Consider the following 25,417-nt stretch of genomic DNA (forward strand, 5'->3'; position numbering starts at 1 on the left):
ATGTGGATTTAAATTTTATCTAATTTTATCTAACAAATCACTTAACATCTGAGCTTCTTCGTCTGTTAATTTTTCTAACAAGTCTTCTTTAAACTCTTTGTCTATAGCTTTTAACAGTAGCAAGCCCTTTTCTGTAATTTCTATATGTACTACCCGTCTATCATCAGGGCAAGGCAATCTATTTATCAATGTTTTAGCGCACAACTTATCCATCAATCTGGTAGCATTAGGAGCCCGCTCAAGCATGCGTTCCTTAATAGTTTGTACCTTAATAGGCTTTCCCGCACCACGCAATATTCTTAAAATGTTAAACTGCTGAGGCGAAATTCCATAAGGTTTAAAAAACTCGTTTTGATGACTATTGATCCAATTAGCGGTATAAATAATATTAATTAAAGCCTTTACTTTAGTATTCTTGAAAGTAGAATGTATATCTTTAGAAATATCACCCATAATTATAACGCGTTTTTAAAATGATTTACTTTCTGCTTTAATTCAGCATCTAATGCTTCATTTATAATTTTACCATCTACAAAATTAGAAGCAAATGAGGGCAATGAAAATACCTCTATAATTTTGGCATCATGACGCGGAAATCTATCTTGAGCCATAGCTAAAACGGATACGCCTCCTCTACCTCCTGGTGAAGTAGCCATCAATAACATGGGTTTACCACAAAAGGTTTTACTTTCAATTCTAGACATCCAGTCAAATAAATTTTTAAACACCGCGGAGTACGCTCCATTATGTTCTGCCAATGACACTATTATACCATCTGCACTTTTAATAGCCTCTAAAAACTTATGAGCATTACTTGGGATACCTTTTTCTCTTTCAAGATCAATACCAAAAAGAGGCAATTCAAAATCATTTAAGTCTAAAATATCCACCTGCACATTTTCAATCAAGCTAGAAGCATAGGTCACTAGCACTTTATTGATTGAATGTTTACTATTACTCCCAGAAAAACTTAGTATTCTTTTCATATTCTTTTTTGTTTAAAGATAGTAAAATTATTTAATATATTCCATGGTATATATTTCCTTGGAATTATTTTTATGATTTCATTAACAAATATAGATTCAGAACATTCAAACTTTTGTACTTTAGCCTAAAACTTGAAATTAGATGGATATCAACTTCAATAAAAACGAAGATCATAATAAACTCCTCCTTTCAGAGTTAAAAAGAAGACTAGCCACAGTAAGTATAGGAGGCGGCAAAAAAAGAATAGAAAAACTTCACCAAAAAGGAAAACTAACGGCCAGAGAACGTATTGATTTTTTGTTGGATGATAAATCTGAAACTATTGAAATTGGTGCTTTTGCTGGTGAAGGTATGTATGCCGAACACGGCGGATGCCCCTCCGGAGGTGTGGTGGTAAAGATGGGATACATTAAAGGAAAACAATGTATTGTTGTGGCTAATGACGCTACGGTGAAAGCAGGTGCTTGGTTTCCTATTACAGGTAAAAAGAATCTTCGGGCGCAAGAAATAGCCATTGAAAATAAGCTTCCTATTATTTATTTGGTTGATTCGGCTGGTGTTTATTTACCTCTTCAAGATGAAATTTTCCCCGATAAAGAACATTTTGGTCGTATTTTTAGAAATAATGCGATTATGAGCAGTATGGGTATTACACAAATTGCAGCCGTTATGGGCAGTTGTGTTGCTGGCGGTGCTTACCTCCCTATTATGAGTGATGAAGCTTTAATTGTAGACAAAACAGGAAGTATTTTTCTAGCTGGTAGTTATCTGGTAAAAGCGGCTATTGGAGAACATATTGATAATGAAACTTTAGGTGGTGCTACAACCCATTGCGAAATTTCAGGAGTTACTGATTATAAAGCCAAAGATGATAAAGACGCCTTAGATACCATTAAAAACATTATTGATAAAATTGGCGATTATGACAAGGCTGGTTTTAACAGAATTCCGTCTAAAAAACCTAAAGACAATCCAGAAGACATTTATGGTGTACTTCCAAAGTCAAGAGCCGATCAATATGACATGTACCAAATCATTAGCAGACTGGTTGATGATTCTGATTTTGAGGAGTATAAAGCAGGTTACGGACAAACCATTATTACAGGTTATGCCAGAATAGACGGCTGGGCTGTTGGTATTGTTGCTAACCAGCGTAAATTGGTGAAAACTACAGGATCTAAAACCAAACCTACCGAAATGCAGTTTGGAGGCGTTATTTACAATGATAGTGCGGATAAAGCCACTCGATTTATAGCTAATTGTAACCAAAAGAAAATTCCTTTAGTTTTTTTACAAGATGTAACAGGCTTTATGGTGGGGAGCAAAAGCGAACATAGCGGCATTATAAAAGATGGTGCTAAAATGGTAAATGCAGTAAGTAATTCTGTAGTGCCTAAATTTACTATTATTATTGGAAACAGCTACGGTGCTGGTAATTATGCCATGTGCGGCAAAGCCTATGATCCAAGACTAATTGTGGCATGGCCAAGTGCCGAACTTGCAGTAATGAGTGGTAATTCTGCGGCTAAAGTACTATTACAGATTGAAAAAGCCTCTTTAGAAAAGTCTGGAGAGAAAATAACAGCCGAAAAGGAAGAAGCATTATTTAATAAAATTAAAGATCGTTATGATAATCAGGTATCTCCTTATTATGCTGCTGCAAGATTGTGGACAGATGCCATTATAGATCCTCTAGATACAAGAAAATGGATTAGTATGGGGATTGAAGCGGCTAACCACGCCCCTATTCAAAAACCCTTTAATTTGGGTGTACTTCAAGTTTAACTTTTAAATCTCATTAAAAAATTGTAACTTATTGATTGAAAATCAAACCTTTCAATCATGGGAACTATAAAAACATTAAACAAATGGGCGAATGCACACACGTACATTCCCCTTGATTTAGTACGCATCGCTTTAGGTGTTTTTCTTTTTTTTAAAGGCATCAATTTCATGGCAAATTCTGAAATGCTCATGAAACTTTTTGAACCATTTCAAAATATGGCAGGCGGTATGATTATTATCCACTATGTAGCACCAGCTCATTTTATTGGAGGTATTCTAATTGCTTTTGGACTACTTACCAGATGGGCCATTTTAGCGCAACTACCCGTAATCATTGGTGCTGTTGTTATCAACTTTGCAGGAGAAATGAATACTGGAAACCTTATTATGGCTTTAATTACACTTTTTGTGTGTGCCTTCTTTTTAGCCTATGGTTCTGGGAAACACTCCGCCGATTATTATTTTAAAATGCAGCAATAAAAAAAGCGACCATTGGTCGCTTTTTTGTCCAAAACTAATATCTTATTTTATTTCTGTACTAAAAGGAAATAGTAACTGAACGCCTTTCTTTTTAGATAGCGATTTAATTTCTTTAAGAATCTTATAATTTTCTTCGCCTAGTTCTTCTTTCAATATCGTTTCTTTCGCTTTAACTATTCCAAATTGTTCCAATATTTTATCAAGATTTTTCTCAAAAACAGGAAACTCTTTTATTCTGTAATCTTCAATTTTGGCCGCTCTAGCCGCTTCATTTAAGGCTACATCCAATCCGCCAAGCGCATCTACCAAACCATGATTTACAGCATCAACTCCCGTCCAAACCCGACCCTGAGCGATAGCTTCAACTTGATCTTTAGTAAGCTGTCTACCTGCTGACACCCGATCTATAAACAACTCATAAACATCTAAAACACCTTCTTGGATAAACTGACGCTGTGTTTCATTTAATGGCTCAAACAAACTATAAGTAACCGCATTTTGATTGGTAGTTACCTGTTCTGCATTAATACCCATGTTACGAGCCAGTTGCTCTACATTTGGCAAAACACCAAACACACCAATGCTTCCTGTTATAGTTGTGGATTCTGCAATTATTTTATCGGCGTTACAGGCTATATAATACCCGCCAGATGCTGCCATATTTCCCATAGATACAACCACAGGTTTTACCTTTTTAGTAAGTGCTACTTCACGCCAAATTAACTCACTAGCCAAAGCGCTTCCTCCTGGAGAATTAATTCTCAAAACAACCGCTTTTACCCGATCATCTTCCCTTGCTTTTTTTAATGATTTATTTATAGCACCCTGGCCCACAACACCAACATCACCTTCTCCATAAATGATTTCACCTTCAGCAAAAATTACGGCAATTTTATTTTTAGTGCTATAATTTTTCACATTAGTTGAAGCGTATTCGGCATAATCTTTAATTTTAATATACTTTAGATCATCAGATTTTGTTAGACCTGAAGCAGCTTTCATCACATCAACATATTGATCATGATACACAATTTTATCAATCAATTTTGATTCAAGAGCTAAATGTGGATTTCGAGCCAATAAACTATCTGCTATAATATCTAATCTCTCTACAGAAACATGTCTACTCTCCGAAATCTCTTTCTTGATTTCACTCCATAACGAATTGAGATACACTGAAATTTGTTCACGGTTATTTTCACTCATTTCATTACTTAAAAATGGTTCTACTGCACTTTTATATTTTCCATGCCTTACAACCTCCATTTTTAAACCTGTTTTCTCTTGAAAATCTTTAAAATACAGTCGCTCTGAATACAATCCTTTAAACTCCATTAAACCTGCGGGGCTCATATAAATAGTATCTGCAACAGAACTTAAATAATAATCCTTTTGAGTAAACACATCTGCATAAGCCAACACAAACTTGCCAGATTCTTTAAATTTCAACAAAGCTCTTCTTAACTCTTTAAGTTGTGAAACGCCTGCGTTTACAAAGTTGTTATCTATAGATATGCCTTTTATTTTATCATCAAAAGCGGCATAATTTATGGCGTCAATGATATTAAACAGGCCGTCTTTTCTATGCTCATTTAAAAAGGTATATTCTTTAAATTCAACTTTTCCTGCATAATCTTGAATTGGAAAATCTAAAGTTAAATCTAAAACAGTATTAGGTTTAACTTGAATGGTTTTTTCAGCGCCCGAGCCTAAAACGACTCCAAGAATAATGAGTCCGAAAAAACAAATAACAAAAAACAGAATCAGCCCTGTTAGTGTAGACAAAACACGTTTAAAAAAGTTCATATATTTAATTTCCTATCAGTTGTGTAAAAACCTTAATTGTTACAATTAATTGGCTAATAATTCTAAGGTTTTCTTTCTATGAATTTTGCCAGATGAGGTTTCAACAAATTTTGGTATTGAAATAATTTCTTTAGGTTTTTCATATTTACCAAGCACATCAAAAACAGATTGATCTAGTTTATTTGCATCTCCTTCTAAAATAAGTACTAATTTCTGCCCCAAAGTATCATCTGGTTTAGACGTAATAAAAAATTCTCCTGCTATTTTACTCTGTAATTTCTTTTCAATAGTTTCCGGAACCAATTTGATACCTCCAGAATTAACGAGGTTATCAATACGTCCTAACCATTCAAAAGTTGTATCTGAATGCACTTCAACCAAATCATTTGTCACTATTTTTTTGTTTGCAATATGAGGTGCCTCAATCAACAAACAGCCACGATCATCTTTTGAAACCGTAATATTTGGCAATGTTTTAAAATAACCAACCTTGTCCTCTTCTGTAAAATTATTAAGTTTTTTTACTGCGATATGCGACACAGTCTCTGTCATGCCATATGTTTCATAGATATTAGGCTTTTTATCCTTTATCATTTCAATAATTGGAGCGGAAACTTGTCCTCCTCCAACTATAACCGTTTTTATTTTCTTTAGATATCTAGCAAAGTTTTTTAATTGCATAGGTGTAAAAGCACAAAATGCATAATCTTTTTCATAATCAATTTGCGGAAGACCGGCAGGCCTAATCATATCAAGTTCTAAACCTAAAATGATGGCTCTAACAATCATCATTTTTCCTGCTATGAAATTTGACGGTAAGCAGTGTAAAACTTTATCACCAGGCTTTAAATTGAAAAAATCACCCGTAACTATGGCAGAATTTACCATAGCCTGCTTTTTAATTTTTAACCTTTTTGGCTTTCCAGTAGAACCAGAAGTTTGAACCACAATATGGTCTTTATCATCTAACCAGTCTAATAAAAAATTTCCTAATTCTTGCTGGTAAGGCAATCCTTCTTTTACAAAACTGTAGGCAACCTCCATAAGGTCATCATGGTTATAACTTACATTATCTAACTTAAATTTTAAGTGAACGTTTGTGTAATTGGGCGTCATAGCTTATTTGATTTTAATGATCTATAGTATTGTTTGGACTCACAACCTTTCCTAAGAGTTTCTCTTTCCAGTTGGTCCAATTATATTTTTTTGAAAGCACAAATAACAATATTGGGAATACCACAAAAACAGGTATTAGAATATCCATTAATACCATTTCTGTAGGATCGGACAAATCTTTTAAAATAGAATGTGTTTGAAAAGCCGTCCAGTCTGCCGTAACTAAAAGTGCTGTAAATAAATTATTTGCGGCATGAAAACCAAGGGCTAGTTCAAGTCCGTCATCCATTAAAGTTAGGATACCAAGAAATAGGCCTGTACCAATGTAATATACCATTATAATATACCCAAGTTTACTTACTTCTGGGTTAAAAATATGCATAACACCAAAGCCTATAGATGTGATGATTAATGGCGCCCATTTATTTTGAAAAAGTACACCTAATCCTTGCATTAAGTAACCTCTAAAAAAGTACTCTTCAAAACTAGTTTGCAAAGGAATTAATAAAATACCTATAACACATAGAATTAAAAATGGAACTAGGTTAAAGTTAAGTTCAAAATCATCTGGGGAATAAAAAAAGTAATCAACCAATACAAAACTACTAGAAACCACTCCCCAAAGTATAAATATGAACCAAAAGCGTTTCCAATCTATCTTATTTCTGGCGGTTGTAAGGCTAACAATAGATTGCTTATGTAATAACTTTGTTGTTAATAGCACAGCCACTAAACCTACAACAAATGATAGTAGCATTAAAAACAAAAATAAATTGCTTCCTAGTAATTCTATAATCCCTGATAAATCTGATGGTATTTTATCTAAATCCTTTACCAGATACATTTTTATTGTTACCGCTCCGCCTAACGGAATGGCACCTATAAATTGCCATGCAAAAAAGATAATTACAACACCTACTAAATAACGCCATGAATCATGCAATCCTTTGTATGCTTGAGCTATATACATAGTTATAAATTAAAATTCCAGTTTAAATGTGTGTTATATTTTAAGGTTCCTTTTTCAACATATAAAGGACTATCAAAATTATTAGTAAACAATGCCCCGGTACCTAGACCTTGTGGCAAATCATTAATTTTTGTAAAGGTATATTGAGCAATAGCATTAAGCCCTACATTACTTTCTAAGGCGCTTGTTATCCACCATTCTATATTAAGGTCTTCAGCTTGTTCTATCCACTCATTACTTCCTTTAAAACCTCCAACTAAACTGGGCTTCAATATAATATATTGAGGCTTTATTTCTTGTAAAAGCTGCTGTTTTTCTTCCCTATTGAACACGCCTATCAACTCTTCATCTAGAGCTACAGGTAAGGGCGTTTCTTTACATAATTTTGCCATCTCTTGAATATGGCCCTGTTTTATAGGTTGTTCAATAGAATGTAAATCTAGTTTGGATAGAATTTCTAACTTACTAAGAGCTTCTGATGGTAAAAATGCGCCATTGGCATCAACTCTTAGTTCAATATCCTTGGAAGAAAATTGTTTTCGGATAGATTTAAGTAACTTCACTTCGGTATTAAAATCAATAGCTCCTATTTTCATTTTAATACACGTAAAACCAGAAGCTATTTTCTCTTGAATCTGCTGCCTCATAAAATCTTCATGCCCCATCCAAATTAACCCATTTATAGGAATTGAAGCCTTTCCTTTTACAAAATTTGAGGCGAATAGATTAAACGGATTGTGACTAACCAAAGATTTAAAGGCTATTTCTAAACCAAATTGTATACTTGGATACTGGTTTAGTTCGTGTAATAAAACCTCTTTTCCTAGATTTATATTGGCACAAACCCATTGTAATTTAGCTTCATAATCTGGCCTATCATCAATAGAAAGCCCTTTAAATAGTCCACACTCCCCTATACCTTGATTTGAATTTTCTTCTAAAATTAAAAAATACGTTTCTTTCGTTTTTAAAATTCCACGTGATGTACCACTTGCTTGTTTGAATTTTAAAACGTACTTTTTAAAAAATGCTTTTATCATCTACAATTCAATAAATTCACCAATTTCAAGAAGCATTAAATCTTTATTTTTTTCGAAGAATTTTTGTTTCGCTTCTTTATGATCTATTTCAATATACCCAAATGTATCATAGTGATACCCTAAAACTTTGTCGCAATTAACAAAATCACTAGCTACAATGGCGTCATCAACCCCCATGGTAAAGTTATCTCCAATGGGTAGAATGGCTAAATCTAATTGGGTTTGAAGCGGAATTAATTTCATATCATAAGTTAAAGCCGTATCTCCTGCTATATAAATATTTTTGTGCTCTCCTTCAATAACAAAACCTCCTGGCTGCCCGCCATAACTACCATCAGGAAATGAAGATGTATGAATGGCATTCACATATTTAACGGTGCCAAATTCAAAATCCCATTTTCCACCGTGGTTCATTGGGTGGCCATCAATACCAAGCTTTTCGTAATGCGATACGATTTCAAAATTTGAAATAACAATAGCACCTGTTCTTTTCGCAATAGATTCTACATCTACAATATGATCTTGATGAGCGTGCGTTACTAAGATAAAATCTGCTGCTAATTCATCTATATTTATATGAGACGCTTTGGAGTTTGCTGAAATAAATGGATCTACTAAAATGTTCACATTATTAACTTCAATCCCTAAGCTAGCATGACCATAAAATGTAATTTTCATAGTTAAACTTTTAAGCCATGAAATTACGAAAAAATTCTACAATAAATGCCCAATACCCATCAATACTGCCAATAAAACTGTAGTTAACGCTAGTTTTTTTAATTCAGGATCTAAATCCCTTGGATTCTCATTATATCTAACTTTTTTTAGGTGAATTATGAGCGGTATATAAGTCACTAAATAGATAAAATTAAACACAGAAGTGTAGTATAAAATGCCGAATAAAGCCGAAAAAACAATGGCTAATCCCACTAAGATATAATGATAGTTTTTTGCACCATGCTCCCCTAATTTTACTGCTAGAGTCATTTTATTTGATTTAGCGTCTGGCACACGATCTCTCATATTATTTAAATTCAGTACAGCGGTACTTAACAACCCAATGGACAAGGCTGGTAAAAATACCACATGATCAATAGTTTTAGCAAACAAAACATAACACCCTGCTACACTTACCCCTCCAAAGAAAATAAACACAAAAATATCTCCAAATCCTTTGTAACCATAAGCTCCGCCACCAACGGTATAGCGGATTGCTGCCACAATAGACATAATGCCCAGAATGAAGAAGATTAAAGTCAACCAAAAATACTTAACCCCAAAAGCTTTAAAAATAAGAAAACAGGCTAAAGCAATTGAAATTAGCACATTAATTTTAATAGCATTAAATAACTCTTCGGGAGATATTTTACCTGACTGAATAGCTCTTTCTGGTCCTACTCTATCATTATTATCCGTTCCTTTTACGCCGTCGCCATAATCATTGGCCAAGTTTGATAATATTTGAAAACTTAACGTGGTTAAGATAGCCAAAGTAAAAATAGACCAATTAAAATAACCGTTATATTCAGCTAAACAAGCAGCCAGTATGATTCCCGATATAGATAATGGAAGCGTCCTTAAACGCATGGCAGAAATCCACGTAGAAAATTTCTCCATTATGGAATCCATTTTTTTTCAAAATTAGGCTTACGCTTCTCTAAAAATGCGTTTCTACCTTCTTTTGCTTCTTCTGTCATATAAGCTAATCGTGTTGCTTCTCCTGCAAACACTTGTTGCCCAACCATACCATCATCAGTTAGGTTCATGGCAAATTTTAACATTTTTATTGATGTTGGTGATTTTGCTAATATTTCTTGAGCCCATTGAAAGGCAGTAATCTCTAACTCTTCATGTGGTATAACTGCATTTACCATTCCCATTTCAAACGCTTCTTGCGCCGAATAATTTCTTCCTAAGAAAAATATTTCTCTTGCCTTTTTCTGCCCAACCATTTTTGCTAAATAAGCTGAACCATAACCTCCATCAAAACTCGTTACATCGGCATCTGTTTGTTTAAAAATAGCATATTCCTTACTTGCCAATGTTAAATCACAGACTACATGCAAACTATGCCCGCCTCCTACAGCCCAACCAGGAACCACTGCTATAACAGCCTTTGGCATAAACCTAATTAAGCGTTGCACCTCTAAAATATTTAATCTGTGATAGCCGTCTTCACCTACATAACCTTGATGACCCCGTGCTTTTTGATCTCCACCACTACAAAAGGAATACACACCATCTTTTGTAGAAGGGCCTTCTGCAGACAATAAAACAACTCCTATGTTTACATCCTCATTAGCATCATAAAATGCGTCATATAATTCACTTGTTGTTTTTGGTCGGAATGCATTTCTTACATTAGGACGATTAAAAGCAATTCTTGCAACACCATCACACTTTCTGTAAGTGATGTCTTCATAATCTTTTACGGTAACCCAATTAGGTTCTTTCATGTTTGTAATTTTGCTCAAAAATAAATTTTATTTCTAGAAAATTCATATTTTGATAATTTAAAAATATCATTTGTTTTGTAATATATTCCTTCACTTTCAGCTATAAAACACTCTAATCTTATACTTTAATTACTATAAATTAAATTAACATAAATGAATACTTCTTGTTAAGATGTTAATATTTTGCAAATTAAACAGGCATTGTATACAAAAAACAAGAAATACTCAAAATAAAAAAATAAGTGCTTCTACGTACAAATTTGTAGTACTTTATTTATTATATTTGTACTAAAGCTATTAATTAAAGTATCCCCCAATGCCTATGTTAACGACTATTACTCTAATTATTTTCTTCTTAGTGTGTGTTAACTTTCTTCTTTTAAAGTTTAGCACAAATAAAGTTTTAAAAACTTCTAAGGAAGGTAAAAAACCTGTTATCTTAAAATCTGATGAAAAAATTAAAACGTTACCAACTTTAGCTCCTACTGGAAGTTAAAATTAGGCAACTTATTTAATCACAAAAAGACTTACCATTCTATGGGTGTTATGCCAATATGCTCCAGATAATTATTTGTTGCACTAAAACATTTATTACCAAACCAATACCCTCTGTTAGCGCTTAAAGGCGATGGATGGCCTGAAGTTAATATTTGGTGCTTCTTAGAATCAATAAACTTAGATTTTTTCTTTGCAAATCCTCCCCAAAGCAAAAACACAATATTGTGGTGCTTTTCGTTGATTAATTGAATTACAGCATCTGTGAATTGCTCCCATCCTTTATTTTGATGGCTTCCTGCCTGATGTGCTCTTACCGTTAACGTTGCATTCAAAAGTAATACCCCTTGTTTTGCCCACCTTGACAAATCACCACTTTTAGGATATGGTACACCTCTATCTGTTTCTATTTCTTTAAAAATATTTATCAATGAAGGTGGATGAGCTACATTATCATGCACCGAAAAACATAACCCATTTGCTTGTCCGTAACCATGATAAGGATCTTGCCCTATGATAACCACTTTTACATCATTAAAATGGCAATAGTTAAATGCATTAAAAATTTCATCCCCAGAAGGAAAACAGGTGTGTTTTTGATACTCTTCTTTTACAAAAACAACTAAATCGTCAAAATATTTCTTTTCAAATTCTTCCTTTAAGTATGGCTTCCAGCTTTCATGTATTTTAACATCCATAACTTTTGTTTCTTTAATTAAGAATTTTAACTAATAATTCTTTTAATAAGTCGCCTTGAGACACAGAATTAGCACCTACCCCTTTACTTTTTAAGTCAAAATCCCGTAAGGTAGCCACTACAGTACTTACTTTTTTCATCGGGTAATTACGCGCAGCAGAAACATATTCATTCACAAAGTAAGGGTTAATTTTTAAAGCTGATGCCACATGCCTGGGTGACTTGTCCTGCAAGCCATGAAAATGTAATAACTGTGAAAAAAAATTAAAGAGCAGGGAAACCGTAACCACCATAGGATTATCTTTCGGGTTGTCTCCAAAATAATTCACAATTTTATACGCTTTGATACTATTGCGTTCACCAATTGCTTTTCGTAACTCAAAATTATTATAATCTTTACTAATCCCTATATTTTCTTCAATATGTTCTGGGGATATTTGCGTGTTCTCGGGTAAAATAATCTGTAATTTTTCTAATTCATTATTGATTTTGCTTAAATCGGTTCCTAAAAACTCAACAAGCATTTGTGCTGCCTTAGGTGTTATAGTATATTTTCTTGGAGATAAAACCCGTCGAATCCAATCAGCCACTTGATTTTCATAAAGCTTCTTGCTTTCATACACAACCCCAATTTTATTTATGGCTTTATAAAGCGACTTTCGTTTATCTATTTTTTTATATTTATAGTTCACAACCAATATGGTAGTAGGCTGCGGGTTTTCGGCATATTTTGATAATTTCTCTATAGATCTTGCTAAATCTTGTGCTTCTTTTACCATAACCACTTGGTATTCAGCCATCATAGGAAAACGTTTGGCACTACTAACAATATCTTCAACAGACACATCTCTGCCATACAAAACCATTTGGTTAAAGCCTCTTTCTTCTTCTGAAAGGACAGAATCTTCAATTAAATCAGATATCTTGTCTATATAGTATGGCTCCTCTCCCATTAAGAAATAAATGGGTTTAAAGTTTCTTTTTTTTATTTCAGCAACTAGCTGTTTTACATCGTCCAATTACAATCATCTATTTACAATCAAAGCATCACTTTGATTATTTGTTCTTTTATAAAAGAAATTTAACTTTGAAGATTAAATAAAACCATTGACAGAACTCAATTTTTCAAAGTATTCATTTCGATTCAAAAATAGCGAAAATAAAGTATCCATATTTGATACTATTCGCAAAAAATTTGTGATTTTACAACCCGAAGAATGGGTAAGACAGCATTGTATTAAATTTTTAATTGAGGAAAAAGGATATCCTGAATCCCTCATAAATATTGAAAAAGAGCTAAAAATAAACTCCTTAAAAAAACGTTATGATATTGTTGTTTTTAACACAGATGGCAGTATACATTTGGTTATAGAGTGCAAAGCTCCAACCATTAAAATAAGTCAAGATACTTTTGACCAGATAGCACAATACAACATGGAATTAAACGCGAGCTATTTAATGGTCACCAATGGAATAAATCATTATTATTGTCAAATGGATTTTAAAAACGAACGTTATCAATTCTTAAGAGAAATCCCTGACTATAAAACATGAATATAGCGGTTGTCATATTAAATTGGAATGGTAAAAAACTTCTTGAACAGTTTTTACCTTCAGTAGTCAATTATTCACAAGAAGCTGACATTTATATTGCTGACAATGCCTCTACGGATGATTCTATAGCATATATAAAACAAACTTTTCCTTCTGTAAGCATTATTCAAAATAAAGAAAATGGAGGGTACGCCAAAGGATATAACGATGCCTTAAAACAAATTAATGGAGATATTTTTTGCTTACTTAATAGTGATATTGAAGTAACTAAAAACTGGTTAAAACCCATTTTGTCTCGATTTAAAAATCACAAAGAAACAGACATTATACAACCCAAAATATTAGATTATAAAAACAAACAATACTTTGAATATGCGGGTGCTGCAGGTGGTTTTATAGACCAATATGGCTATCCTTATTGCAGAGGCAGAATTTTTAATACTGTTGAAGCAGATTATGGCCAGTATGATGATAATTCTCAGATTTTTTGGGCTTCTGGAGCATGTTTATTCATCAAAAAGAGGGTTTTTGAGCACTTGAATGGGTTTGATGAATCTTTTTTCGCCCATATGGAAGAAATTGACCTGTGTTGGAGAGCCATAAATAAAGGATATCATATTTGGTATATTCATGATTCTGTGGTTTATCACGTTGGTGGCGCTACACTTAATGATCAAAACCCTAAAAAAACATTTCTGAATTTTAGAAATAGTTTGTTCACACTTACAAAAAATGCACGAGGCCTTCTTTTTAAACTCATATTAATCCGATTGATTTTAGATGGCGTTGCTGGCTTAAAATTTCTTTTTAATCTCAAACCAAAACATACCCTAGCCATTATTAAAGCTCACTTTAGTTTTTATAGTCATTTCCCTAAATTACTCAAGCAGAGACATACCGTAAAAAACAAAAAAAAATATTACAACCGCACATCCATTATTGTAGACTATTTCGTAAATAACAAAAGAAAATACAGCGATTTATAACTCGTTAGTAAAAGTTTTGTTAAAATGTTAAAAACTGCTTATTTTTCTATATTTTTGTGTAACATTTTTGAAAATTAAATCCTTAATTATAATTATGAAGAAAATTTTATTACTTAGCTTATCAGCTATGGTATTCCTAAGTTCATGTGTATCTAAAAAACAATTTACAGATCTTCAAGCAAAACAAAAAGAAACTCAAGATTTGCTTAATTCAGCCACCGTTAAACTAAATTCTTGTTTAGAAGAGAGAGCGTCTGCTACGGCACGAGCTTCAGCTTTAGAAGAACAAGTTGAAGATTTAAGAAAAAGCAATGACAACTTAACTATGCTTTCTGCAAAAGGAGCTAGTAATGTTGAGAAAACTCTTGAAAGTATTAAGGAAAAAGAATTAAAAATTACGCGCTTACAAGATGCTTTAACTCAAAAAGACAGTGTTACCTTAGCTTTAGTTACAAGCTTAAAGCGTGAAGTAGGTATTAATGACCCTGATATTGAAGTAAATGTTGAAAAAGGTGTAGTATTTATATCTATTGCTGACAAATTATTATTCAAAACAGGAAGTTACAATGTATCTGCTAGAGCAAAAGAAGTTTTGGGGAAAGTTGCTAAAGTAGTAAACAGTAAGCCGGACTTTGAATGTATGGTAGAAAGTCACACTGATAATGTACCTTACAGAAAAGAGCCTTTATTAGACAACTGGGATTTAAGTGTAAAACGTGCTACTTCTGTAGTAAGAGTTTTAGAAGACCTAGGTGTTAACCCTAAGCAACTTATTGCTGCCGGTCGTGCTGAATACCAACCGTTAGTTGATAATGACACTGCTGAAAACAGAGCAAAAAACAGAAGAACAAGAATTGTTGTGCTTCCTAAGATTGATCAATTCTATGACATGATTGAAAAAGAAATGAAAAATCTTGCAGAAGGAGGGAACTAAAAACAACTTCTTAACAAATAATAAAAAAGCTCAATTTTAAAAAATTGAGCTTTTTTATTATATCTGATTTTAACTTTTTAGTTTTAAAAAATATCTAAACTTCCTTTACCCTCTCTAACTACTAAAGGATCGGAGTCTGACAAATCTATCACTGTAGAAGGTTCATTGCCACCATAACCCCCATCTATTACCAAATCAACTAGGTTGTCCCATTTTTCTAATATTAACTCAGGATCGGTAGTGTATTCTAAAACCTCATCATCATCTCGTATTGATGTTGATATAATAGGATTCCCAAGAGTTTTAACAATATCTAAAGCTATATTATTATTAGGTACTCTTATCCCAACAGTTTTTCTTCTCTTAAACGGGTTTGGCAATGATTTTGAACCCGGTAAAATAAAAGTGTATGGCCCAGGTAACGCTCGTTTCAAAATTTTAAATACAGTATTATCAATCTGTTTCACGTAGTCGCTCAGATTACTTAAATCATGGCAAACAAATGAAAAATTCGCCTTTTCTAGCTTAACACCTTTTATTCTCGCCACACGATCTAGCGCTTTAATATTAGTGATATCACAACCTAAACCATAAACCGTATCTGTAGGATATATAATTAAGCCACCTCGCTTCAGTACTTTAACAGCCTTATCAATTTCCCTTTGATTTGGATTTTCTTCATAAATTCTAATAAACTCAGCCATACTACCTGTATTATCAATAATTGTACAAAATAACTATTATTTTTGGTATGATAGATAACTCGTAGTAATTATTCACATATCATATCGAACTCACAATATTTATGTTTTTAGAAAAAATTGAATATTTTATCATTAGCCCCCCTGTTAACTAGCCTATCACCTCTAGCTTTGCAAACCGTAGCAACAATTTTTTTACTCCGCCGTGTTGGAATTTAATTTCTGCCTTAACATCACCTCCGTCACCTTCTATTTTTAGCACTTCACCCGTACCAAAACGGATATGTTTTACCACATTACCTACCGCAAGTTTGTTATCAAATAAATTAGTAGTTCCTCCAGATTTTGTTACCGGTTTTAAGTTCTTTTGCGTAGGTGCTTGGTATTTCTCTGGTTCTTTTTTTACTGTCTTTGTTTTTTTAAATGTGGGATGCTTTGCAGGTTTATATCTTATCTTATTAGGTTCTACATCACCAAAAATATCGGCTGAAAGCATCGGGTTTATTCTTCTTTCTTCAACTGGCGTTAATACTTCTAAATATTGCTCGTCAATTTCTTCTATAAATCGGCTGGGATCAGAATCTACCAATTTACCCCAGCGGTATCGTGACAACGCATAGGTTAAATAGGCCTGTTTCTCTGCTCTGGTTAACGCCACATAAAATAGGCGACGCTCTTCTTCAAGTTCACTGCGAGTATTCATACTCATAGCACTGGGAAACAAATCTTCCTCTAAACCAACAATAAACACATGAGGAAACTCTAACCCCTTTGCCAAATGGATGGTCATAAGTGACACCTGATCCTCATCACCCTTCTCATTATCTAAATCTGTAGCTAGGGCTACATCCTCTAAAAACTCTGCTAAAGAACCCGTAGCATCAGCTATTTCTTTTTGCCCCTCAACAAAATCTTTCATACCATTCAAGAGTTCCTCTATATTCTCCATTCTGGTAACCCCTTCAGGTGTAGCATCTTTTCCAAATTCTCTTATAAGACCGCTACTTTTGGTAACATGTTCTGCCAACTCAAAAACATCGGCAGACTGATTCATAACTTGAAAACTCTCTATCAGTGTTACAAAATTTTGAAGCTTAGTTTTTGTTCCAGCATTCATTCTTATATCGGTCTTATCAATATTTTTGATAACCTCAAAAATGCTTCGCTTATAGCCATTAGCCGCCACAATAAGTTTATCCATAGTGGTTTGACCAATACCTCTTGGCGGGAAGTTTATAACACGTTTTAAAGCTTCCTCATCAGCGGGATTTATAATCAGCCTTAGATAAGACAACACATCTTTTATTTCTTTACGTTGATAAAAAGACAACCCGCCGTAAATACGGTAAGGGATATCTCTTTTACGCAAAGCATCTTCAATAGAACGCGATTGTGCATTAGTTCTATATAAAATAGCAAAATCACTATTATTTAGCTGCTGATTCATTTTGGTTTCAAAAATAGTACTCGCTACATAACGCCCCTCATCACCATCGGTAAGCGATCTATGAACCATTACCTTACCTCCTTCATCATTGGCCGTCCAAACTATTTTATCAAGCTTGGTTTGGTTTTTATCAATGATAGAGTTTGCTGCATTCACAATATTCTTTGTAGAACGGTAATTTTGCTCTAACCTGAATACTTTTACATCATCATAATCTTTTTGAAAATTAAGTATATTGTTAATGTTTGCACCACGAAAGGCATAAATACTTTGTGCATCATCACCTACCACACAAATGTTTTGAAACTTATCTGAAAGCGCTCTAACAATTAAATACTGTGAGTGGTTTGTATCTTGGTACTCATCAACCAAAATATATTTAAAACGATTTTGATATTTTGCCAATACCTCAGGAAAACGCGTTAGCAACTCATTGGTTTTGAGCAATAAGTCATCAAAATCCATAGCTCCAGCCTTAAAACATCTATCTACATACTCTTTGTAAATATCACCCATTCTAGGCCGTCTAGCCATAGCATCAGCTTCTTTTAATTCCGGGTTTTGAAAATAAGCCCTGACAGTAATTAAGCTATTCTTATAAGAAGATATTCTAGAGCGTACTTGCTTTGCTTTATAAATGTCTTTATCAAGCTGCATTTCTCTTATAATAGAGCCTATTAATTTATCTGAATCTTGAGCATCATAAATAGTGAAATTACTTGGATACCCCAACTTATCAGATTCAATTCTTAATATTTTAGCGAAAATAGAGTGAAACGTACCCATCCATAAATTTTTAGCCTCACTAGCCCCCACAATAGAAGCAATACGTTCTTTCATTTCCCGTGCTGCTTTATTGGTAAAGGTTAACGACAAAATATTGAAGGGATCAATACCCTTACTCATCATATACGCAATACGATAAGTAAGCACTCTTGTTTTTCCTGAACCTGCTCCTGCTATTACAATCATAGGGCCATCTATTTGAATGGTAGGCTCTAATTGTGCATCATTTAATTGGCTTAAATACTTTTCCAAATCATCATCAATTTTAAGAGGTGAAAATAACCAATGTTATACTTTTACTAAATTGAATTTGCTAATAATTATGAACAAATTAGTTTTTCAAGTGAAGAAGCCCTGATTTTATATTTAACCAAATGTAATTAAACACAGATTTTGTTTTATCGCGCTGAATACCGTCTCTTACTGCTTCAGAATATTTATCTAATCCGCCCTCACTATCTTTTTTCATAAAAATATTAGCCAACGGTGTCAATAATTTATTGGTTTTCCGATTTTTCTTTTGAAACACCACCGCTTTAAGCTGATCAAAATTTGACTTTAAATCAATAGAAGATCTGTTTTTATCAGCATCTATAGTAAAATATGTTTCTTTCATTACTCCCGATAATTGAATCTTTAAGTTTGGCATTAAAAATTCATTAACCCTATTTACATGTAGTAGACCTAATTGTCCTTTTAAAAGAAAAGCATCTTGGTCATCAGTCACATCAAACCCCCAATTAACATGTAATGAAGCTTCTCCCATAAATTTAGTATCAATATCTATAACTGTTAGTTGTTCTCCTTCCGAGTAAGTATTACTGAAATTTTTAATATTAGCATTAAATGCGGCAAATGAAATGCTACCAGGTATTTTTTCCTCATTAACACGTTCTTCATAAACTACTTCCCCATTGAAAATATTAATAGTATCTAAGGTTAAGTAAAAATCTAAATCTCGTAACATTTTACTATATAAAGACTTCTCTCTATAACTATCTCTAACCGTTTTATCTCGGTAACTAACATAACTGGGGTTAAATACATTAGTTTCTCCACTACTAAAACTGAAAACAGAATCATTTTTAAATGCGATATCTAATTGCTTAATAACAATGGAGTCTATTCCTAAAGTGGTATGATCGCGTTCTTCCCTTATAATTTGTGATAATTGTTTTTTTGAATATTTTGTTTTGAACGCAACTTCTTTTAAAATAGCCGAATGACTATTGGTATACAAGTCTTCCGCTTGAAAATTTTCATAATCACCTACATTCATAAAAATATGTTTTGCAGAAAACTTATAATCATCAAAAGAAATGGGCGTGTTATACCTTTTATAAACCTGATTACGCACATTATTTAACTGTAAATCAAATTGTTTCAAAGACATCATCAGTGAATCTGACGCTTTATCAAACATGGTGAAAGTCCCTTCTTTAAATGAAACGGTCTTAACACTAATACTTTGCACTATACCTACACTATCCTGTTTGAAGTAGGCTTCCTTTTCTACTACCTTGTTGTGATAGTAAATAATTTCTGGCTTTTTTAATTCAATATGATCCATGTCGATATCTTTATCAAAAAGAAGTTTTCTGAAATTTACATCATCAAGACGTATACTTTTCAAATTCACTTGAAGATTTGTATCGTTCGTTACTTGCCCCAGTACAGTAATTGTTACATCATTAAGTTCTACATGGTTTGAAAAAATATCAGCATCAAGGTCTTCAAACTGAATTTCAATATGATTTGGTAAAACTAAAAGTTGCTCTGTTATTTTTTTTTCAAGGAAATAATTAGCAATCGGAATTGACGATACCCCAATAACAAGTAACACCCCTATTACTAATAATAACCGCTTTACCCATAATCTCATAAGATAAATATAGCCAATCACTTTTATTGTACCAAGGTTTTTAAATACCTTTAAGCTAACTTTTACTTTTTAAATCATTTACATGGAAACGATTTTAGATTTTTTATCAAGCTTACCGTGGTGGGGATGGATTCTTATTATGCTAGCCCTTGTTGCTATTCGAGATATTTTTTTCCAGAAAGCACATACCATAAGCCACAACTATCCAATTGTTGGCCACCTCAGATATTGGTTAGAAAGTATAGGCCCCGAAATGCGTCAATACTTTGTAGCTAACAATAGAGAAGAATTACCTTTTAATCGTATTGAACGCAGCTGGATTTATGCCTCTGCTAAAAAAGAAAATAATTACGAAGGCTTTGGAACCGACAGAAATATTTTTGAGCATCAGCATATTTTTATTAATAATGCGATGATGCCTTTTAAATTACCCCAAAATCACCCTAATCAAATAGATCACTCTTTTTTACCTTGTGCTAAAGTTATTGGCGCATTTCATAAGAGAAAAAAGCCTTATAGACCCGCTTCGGTTATCAATGTATCTGCTATGAGCTTTGGGTCGCTTTCCGCAAAAGCAATTGAATCCTTAAATAAAGGGGTTAAAATAGCTGGTGCTTATCACAATACAGGAGAAGGAGGCTTATCACCATACCATTGTAATGGAGGTGATATTATTTTTCATTTTGGAACAGGATATTTTGGGGTACGTGATGAAAATGGACTTTTTTCTATGAAGAAATTAGTAAAACTAGTTAAAGCCAATCCAGTTATCCGGGCTATTGAAATTAAGCTATCTCAAGGTGCAAAGCCGGGTAAGGGAGGTGTTTTACCAGGTGCAAAAATAACAAAGGAAATTGCCATCATAAGAGGCGTTGACGTAGGTAAAGATGTTTTATCACCTCCCAATCATTCAGCCTTTTCAACCGTATCTGAAATGGTTTATTTTATTGAACAAATAGCTGAAGCAACGGGTCTTCCCGTGGGTATAAAAGCCGCTATTGGCAAATTAGAACAATGGGATGAATTAGCTGATATTATGCTCAAAACAGGCAAGGGACCCGATTTTATTACCGTTGATGGCGGTGAAGGCGGTACTGGTGCCGCTCCTCCTAGTTTTGCCGATCATGTGTCACTACCTTGGGTTTATGGGTTTAGTGACCTTTACAAACTGTTCAAACAAAAAAAACTTACCGAGCGTATTTGTTTTATTGGTAGCGGAAAACTGGGTTTTCCTGCCAAAGCTGCTATGGCCTTTGCTATGGGAGCCGATTGTATTAATGTAGCACGAGAAGCTATGATGAGCATAGGCTGTATTCAGGCTCAAGTTTGTCATACAAACAGATGTCCTACAGGGGTTGCAACACAAAGTAAATGGTTGCAAAATGGTATTGACCCTACCTTAAAATCTGAACGACTAGCGCAATACTTTAAAACGTTTAGAAAAGAATTGATTGAGATAACACATGCTGCGGGGTATGAACACCCGTGCCAATTCACCATGCTGGACATTGAAATGAATGTTGATGATCATAACTTATCCAAAGAGTTGAACAAAACATACATGTATACCAAAACTCCTGTTCCTTTTAATGGCATGCAAAGTTTAAAAGATTGTTTATATTTGGGTTATCATCCAAATTAACCAAAACTATTTAACCCATTGTCTATGGAAATCTCCAAAATATTTGATCTTTTTTTATATGGCGTTCCTTCAATAATCACAGGTGTAATTGCTTTCTATTTTTTTAAAGAACATACTAAAAATGAAGATGGTCGCAGACGTTTTCTTTTGAAAAAAGATTTACAGGTGAATGCTATGCCCCTGCGCCTTCAAGCTTATGAGCGGATGGCACTTTTTTTAGAGCGCATTTCACCATCCAAATTGCTTATACGGGTTTCACCTAATTCCTCCAATAAAAATGACTACGAGTCCTTACTCATTAAAAGTATAGAACAAGAATATGAGCATAATTTATCACAACAAATTTACATTAGTGATAAATGCTGGAATATTATAACTACAGCAAAAAACGCCACTATTCAATTGATAATAAAAGCTAGTATGCTTGAAAAAACAGACACAGCTGACACTTTAAGAGAGGTATTATTAAGAGAAATGACGGAACGCCATTCTCCCAGCGATGCAGCTTTATCATTTATAAAACAAGAAGTTTCTGAAATTTGGTAATTAATCTAAACGCAGTTCGTTTGATTCGGCTTCCTCACATTTTTTCTTGGCATAGTCATAGCCTTGTTGCCACCAAGAAGTCATCAGCTTTTTATTAAAAATCAAAGAGTTTTCTGTGAGCTTTGAGGGTGTGTAATATAAATTCAATTTAACACCTCTGTTTTTAGCGGCCAGTTTTCCAATAATGATATCGCTCCGTTCCACCTGATCTAATAAATGTCCGAACAAATTAATCATTAAAGAATACGGGTTTTTACCAAGCACCTTATTGTATTCCATGTTTTCAGACTCCAAAATAACAGCATCTACTTCAGTTGCACCTCTTAAAATAGCCTCTCGTATGGGTACCACACACCCTAGTCCTCCATCAGCATACTCATAGCCATTTCTTTTTACTAATGACATAAAGGGAATGTAATTACAAGAAATCCAAATCCAATCACAAAACTCCTCGTAGCTAAAATCCTTTATAGACTTATATTCTACATTGTTTCTGGATAAGTTAGATACGGTAACCACCACATCATGCTTGGTTTCTTTGATTAACTGATATTCTTCAAACGTAAAGGCTTTTCTAATATTTCTTCTTAAAGCTTTACTTTCTCCAAACGTACGTTTCATTTTTATGAATTGCCAAAGGGAATTTATGAAATCTATGGATACGTATTCACGATCTCCTTTTTTACGAACCACAAAAGGATTTACACTAAATATTTTACTTTGATTTACGTTGGTAAAAACTTGATGAATCTTTTCTAGTTTCCCTGCTGCCAAATGCGGAATTAGCAGACTTCCTGTTGATGTTCCTAAAAACATATCGTAATTTCTGTGCTCTTCTTCAATTAAATACTGCGCTACGCCCCCGGCATACGCACCTTTACTTCCTCCTCCTGAAATTACTAAAGCTTTCAAATAAAAATATTAATACATCTAATATAAGAAGTCTGGTTTCAAAATAAAAATAAATGCATGTATGAACTTCTTATAACCTCTTTAATTTGCAGAAATCCAGCCAATACAGAACGTAAAAATAATCGCTACTCTTTTGTCTCTAACAATTGTTTTGCAAACTTTTTAAATTGCCAGTTATGATGGTTAGTGGCTTGTTTTAAATTTGCTTTACAGAGACTATGACATGCTTGAATTTGGCTTAAGTACTGAAAGGCATTCATACGTATATCAAATCCGTACTTTGCACCAGTATAATCCGTTAATTCATCAAAATACACTTTCTTTTTATCTGTATGATAATCTTCCGTAATTAAAGCTAAAGTTAACCACAGCATTCTAATATTTTTATCATGAAACCCCTCAATATCTTTAGTTTGATTCAAATATTTAATCCTGTCATAAGGAAAATTGCGCCACAAATTAAATAAAGCTGTTTCAATGGTGATATATGACGCATCATAGAGTAAAGTTTCATAATCAGCCTTTACTTCTATGGGAATCTTAATTACAGATTGGGTCAACGCTTGACGCACCATAATATTGTCACTTTTAAATAATCGCTTAGAAACATTTTCATTGAGTCTTTTTATAACTGCCGATTTTAAATAGGAATTTGTAGTTGTTTCTATAAATTCCATACATGATTCAATATCAGTTTCAAAATTCAATTTAAAAAATGACTGAAAATCTTCAGATTTTGATGCAATATAGTTTTCCATATCATCATAAAACAACTGTTTTGACAGCAACCACTTTGCTACAAAGCCACTTAAATCTTCTCCACTCACTTTCTCTACTTCGCTAATAAAGTTATCAGATTCTACATTTTTATATTGATAGATTTCTAAGTAGTTTTTTACAGCTGCTTTAAAGGCTACATCTCCTACCTGTTCACGCAATATATGCAAGGCCCAAGCTCCTTTTTTATAAAATGTAGCACTACTTGATTTTGGATTCAATAAAGAAGTACTTAAACCCGCTTTATCTTGCGTCAACAGTTCTTGTACATATTCATATAACCTCCAATAGTAGTAAGCTTCACCAAAAATCTCCTTTTCAACTAATAAGGCATAGTAGGTTGCAAATCCTTCCTGTAGCCAATGATGTGTGCCTGAAGTTTCGGTCACTAAATCGCCAAACCATTGATGCGCTAATTCATGGGCATTGATGTTAACAAAATTCTTATCATTAAAAGCAATAGAATCTATTACAAATGCATCTGAATAAATATTAAGACTTGTATTTTCCATTCCTGCATAAAGAAAATCTTTTACGGGAACCATTTTATAATTCTGCCAAGGATATGATACCCCTATTTCATTTTCTAAAACATTAAACACCTCTTCGGTATAACGGTACGTGGGTTCAAATTTTAAGGAATCTTTAGGGTAGTAATACATTTCTAGAGGTACGTTGCTTTTTGAATATGCCAACCGTCTTTTATACTTCCCAACAACTAAAGCTACGAGGTAACTAGACATAGGCTGCTCCATGTTATATCGCCAAGTTACCATTGAATTGCTTTCCTTTTTCTCAACCAACTTGCCATTACTTATAACCTCATAATCTTTATTAAATGTTATAGATATATCAAACTCCATTTTCTCATTCAGATCATCTATAGAAGGTAACCAATGGCTTGTGTATTTACCTTGCCCTTGAGTCCAGATTTGTTTGTTTCCGTCATCATATGCCCAATCAATAAAATACATCGCCTTTTGAGCCTTGGTTTTCCAAGTAACTTTAAGTACATGTGTTGCGTTGGCTTTAAATCTGTTTTTTATAATTAGCCTAGAGTTATCATAAGAATGCGATATGATATGATTATCCAGCTTTACCGAAAGCTCTTGAAAATTTTTAGCATCTAAATAAACAGAATCTATATCCTTGAGTATTTCAATCTTATAATCAACCGTTCCTAAAACTTCTTTATCTAAGGTATTACCAAAAGTAATTTCTGCTTTTGCCCTTTTAAAATCGATAAACTCTACTTGTTGACAAAAAAAAGTTAATGGTATGAAAACCAAAATCAGTGAAAGCGTACATTTCATATTTTAAAACTTGCAAAGATTAATCCAAAGTACTAAAAATCTCATGCTTTATTTGTGAATGATGAGAATAAAAAAACTCGCCTTAAAAATTAAAGCGAGTTTTTT

23 protein-coding genes are annotated in these 25,417 nt (G+C 33.4%); 7 read left to right on the plus strand and 16 right to left on the minus strand.

Annotation, left to right across the window (positions count from 1 at the left end):
• Positions 1–15: 15 nt before the first annotated feature.
• Both FGF67_RS02650 and FGF67_RS02655 read right to left on the minus strand, forming a co-directional pair.
• Positions 16–453: a MarR family winged helix-turn-helix transcriptional regulator gene (locus tag FGF67_RS02650; protein ID WP_139694918.1), complete on the minus strand. Its 438-nt coding sequence runs from the start codon at positions 451–453 to the stop codon at positions 16–18.
• Between the two features lie 2 nt (positions 454–455).
• Complete coding sequence (locus tag FGF67_RS02655) at positions 456–986, minus strand: NADPH-dependent FMN reductase (protein ID WP_139694919.1); 531 nt, start codon at positions 984–986, stop codon at positions 456–458.
• Positions 987–1,128: 142 nt separating this feature from the next.
• Here FGF67_RS02655 and FGF67_RS02660 point away from each other — a divergent pair, with 142 nt between their 5' ends.
• Both FGF67_RS02660 and FGF67_RS02665 read left to right on the plus strand, forming a co-directional pair.
• On the plus strand, positions 1,129–2,772 hold the full coding sequence (locus tag FGF67_RS02660) for an acyl-CoA carboxylase subunit beta (protein ID WP_139694920.1): 1,644 nt from the start codon (positions 1,129–1,131) through the stop codon (positions 2,770–2,772).
• Positions 2,773–2,829: 57 nt separating this feature from the next.
• Positions 2,830–3,252 carry a DoxX family protein gene (locus FGF67_RS02665; RefSeq protein ID WP_139694921.1) on the plus strand — a complete coding sequence of 141 codons (423 nt, stop codon included), beginning with the start codon at positions 2,830–2,832 and terminating at the stop codon, positions 3,250–3,252.
• 42 nt (positions 3,253–3,294) lie between these two features.
• On the opposite strand, the gene sppA is transcribed toward FGF67_RS02665, so the two are convergent.
• From sppA to holA, 9 genes are all read right to left on the minus strand, one after another.
• Positions 3,295–5,058 carry a signal peptide peptidase SppA gene (gene sppA / locus FGF67_RS02670; protein WP_139694922.1) on the minus strand — a complete coding sequence of 588 codons (1,764 nt, stop codon included), beginning with the start codon at positions 5,056–5,058 and terminating at the stop codon, positions 3,295–3,297.
• A gap of 45 nt (positions 5,059–5,103) precedes the next feature.
• Entirely contained in the window at positions 5,104–6,174 is a 1,071-nt protein-coding gene (locus FGF67_RS02675; protein WP_139694923.1) for an AMP-binding protein, read from the minus strand.
• A gap of 13 nt (positions 6,175–6,187) precedes the next feature.
• On the minus strand, positions 6,188–7,144 hold the full coding sequence (locus FGF67_RS02680) for a CPBP family intramembrane glutamic endopeptidase (protein WP_139694924.1): 957 nt from the start codon (positions 7,142–7,144) through the stop codon (positions 6,188–6,190).
• Between the two features lie 2 nt (positions 7,145–7,146).
• Complete coding sequence (locus FGF67_RS02685; protein WP_139694925.1) at positions 7,147–8,184, minus strand: o-succinylbenzoate synthase; 1,038 nt, start codon at positions 8,182–8,184, stop codon at positions 7,147–7,149.
• Complete coding sequence (locus tag FGF67_RS02690; protein WP_139694926.1) at positions 8,185–8,862, minus strand: metal-dependent hydrolase; 678 nt, start codon at positions 8,860–8,862, stop codon at positions 8,185–8,187.
• A 36-nt stretch (positions 8,863–8,898) separates the two neighbouring features.
• On the minus strand, positions 8,899–9,801 hold the full coding sequence (menA, locus tag FGF67_RS02695) for a 1,4-dihydroxy-2-naphthoate octaprenyltransferase (RefSeq protein WP_199240641.1): 903 nt from the start codon (positions 9,799–9,801) through the stop codon (positions 8,899–8,901).
• Complete coding sequence (locus tag FGF67_RS02700) at positions 9,801–10,640, minus strand: 1,4-dihydroxy-2-naphthoyl-CoA synthase (RefSeq protein WP_139694928.1); 840 nt, start codon at positions 10,638–10,640, stop codon at positions 9,801–9,803. The genes menA and FGF67_RS02700 overlap by 1 nt, the downstream gene beginning before the upstream one ends.
• Before the next feature lie 527 nt (positions 10,641–11,167).
• Positions 11,168–11,833 (minus strand): uracil-DNA glycosylase, encoded by a 666-nt coding sequence (locus tag FGF67_RS02705; protein ID WP_139694929.1) that lies wholly within the window; start codon positions 11,831–11,833, stop codon positions 11,168–11,170.
• A 13-nt stretch (positions 11,834–11,846) separates the two neighbouring features.
• Entirely contained in the window at positions 11,847–12,851 is a 1,005-nt protein-coding gene (gene holA / locus FGF67_RS02710; protein WP_139694930.1) for a DNA polymerase III subunit delta, read from the minus strand.
• An 88-nt stretch (positions 12,852–12,939) separates the two neighbouring features.
• Between holA and FGF67_RS02715 the strand changes: the two genes are divergently transcribed.
• From FGF67_RS02715 to FGF67_RS02725, 3 genes are all read left to right on the plus strand, one after another.
• Positions 12,940–13,386: a type I restriction enzyme HsdR N-terminal domain-containing protein gene (locus FGF67_RS02715; RefSeq protein WP_139694931.1), complete on the plus strand. Its 447-nt coding sequence runs from the start codon at positions 12,940–12,942 to the stop codon at positions 13,384–13,386.
• Positions 13,383–14,372 carry a glycosyltransferase family 2 protein gene (locus tag FGF67_RS02720; RefSeq protein WP_139694932.1) on the plus strand — a complete coding sequence of 330 codons (990 nt, stop codon included), beginning with the start codon at positions 13,383–13,385 and terminating at the stop codon, positions 14,370–14,372. The genes FGF67_RS02715 and FGF67_RS02720 overlap by 4 nt, the downstream gene beginning before the upstream one ends.
• 94 nt (positions 14,373–14,466) lie before the next feature.
• Complete coding sequence (locus FGF67_RS02725) at positions 14,467–15,306, plus strand: OmpA/MotB family protein (protein WP_139694933.1); 840 nt, start codon at positions 14,467–14,469, stop codon at positions 15,304–15,306.
• A gap of 83 nt (positions 15,307–15,389) precedes the next feature.
• Here the strand turns inward: FGF67_RS02725 and FGF67_RS02730 are convergent, their stop codons facing one another.
• From FGF67_RS02730 to FGF67_RS02740, 3 genes are all read right to left on the minus strand, one after another.
• Complete coding sequence (locus FGF67_RS02730; RefSeq protein ID WP_139694934.1) at positions 15,390–16,010, minus strand: L-threonylcarbamoyladenylate synthase; 621 nt, start codon at positions 16,008–16,010, stop codon at positions 15,390–15,392.
• A 148-nt stretch (positions 16,011–16,158) separates the two neighbouring features.
• Positions 16,159–18,492 carry an ATP-dependent helicase gene (locus FGF67_RS02735; protein WP_139694935.1) on the minus strand — a complete coding sequence of 778 codons (2,334 nt, stop codon included), beginning with the start codon at positions 18,490–18,492 and terminating at the stop codon, positions 16,159–16,161.
• 79 nt (positions 18,493–18,571) lie between these two features.
• On the minus strand, positions 18,572–20,122 hold the full coding sequence (locus tag FGF67_RS02740) for a hypothetical protein (RefSeq protein ID WP_139694936.1): 1,551 nt from the start codon (positions 20,120–20,122) through the stop codon (positions 18,572–18,574).
• Between the two features lie 82 nt (positions 20,123–20,204).
• Between FGF67_RS02740 and FGF67_RS02745 the strand changes: the two genes are divergently transcribed.
• Positions 20,205–21,764: an FMN-binding glutamate synthase family protein gene (locus FGF67_RS02745; RefSeq protein ID WP_139694937.1), complete on the plus strand. Its 1,560-nt coding sequence runs from the start codon at positions 20,205–20,207 to the stop codon at positions 21,762–21,764.
• A 24-nt stretch (positions 21,765–21,788) separates the two neighbouring features.
• Positions 21,789–22,310 (plus strand): DUF7935 family protein, encoded by a 522-nt coding sequence (locus FGF67_RS02750; protein WP_139694938.1) that lies wholly within the window; start codon positions 21,789–21,791, stop codon positions 22,308–22,310.
• Here FGF67_RS02750 and FGF67_RS02755 read toward each other — a convergent pair whose 3' ends face one another.
• Positions 22,311–23,222, minus strand: coding sequence for a patatin-like phospholipase family protein (locus tag FGF67_RS02755; RefSeq protein ID WP_139694939.1), 912 nt, complete (start codon positions 23,220–23,222; stop codon positions 22,311–22,313). It lies immediately after the preceding gene.
• 125 nt (positions 23,223–23,347) lie between these two features.
• Complete coding sequence (locus FGF67_RS02760; protein WP_139694940.1) at positions 23,348–25,312, minus strand: M1 family metallopeptidase; 1,965 nt, start codon at positions 25,310–25,312, stop codon at positions 23,348–23,350.
• Between the last annotated feature and the right edge of the window lie 105 nt (positions 25,313–25,417).

The organism is Allotamlana fucoidanivorans (assembly GCF_006265225.1).
Taxonomy (GTDB): domain Bacteria; phylum Bacteroidota; class Bacteroidia; order Flavobacteriales; family Flavobacteriaceae; genus Allotamlana; species Allotamlana fucoidanivorans.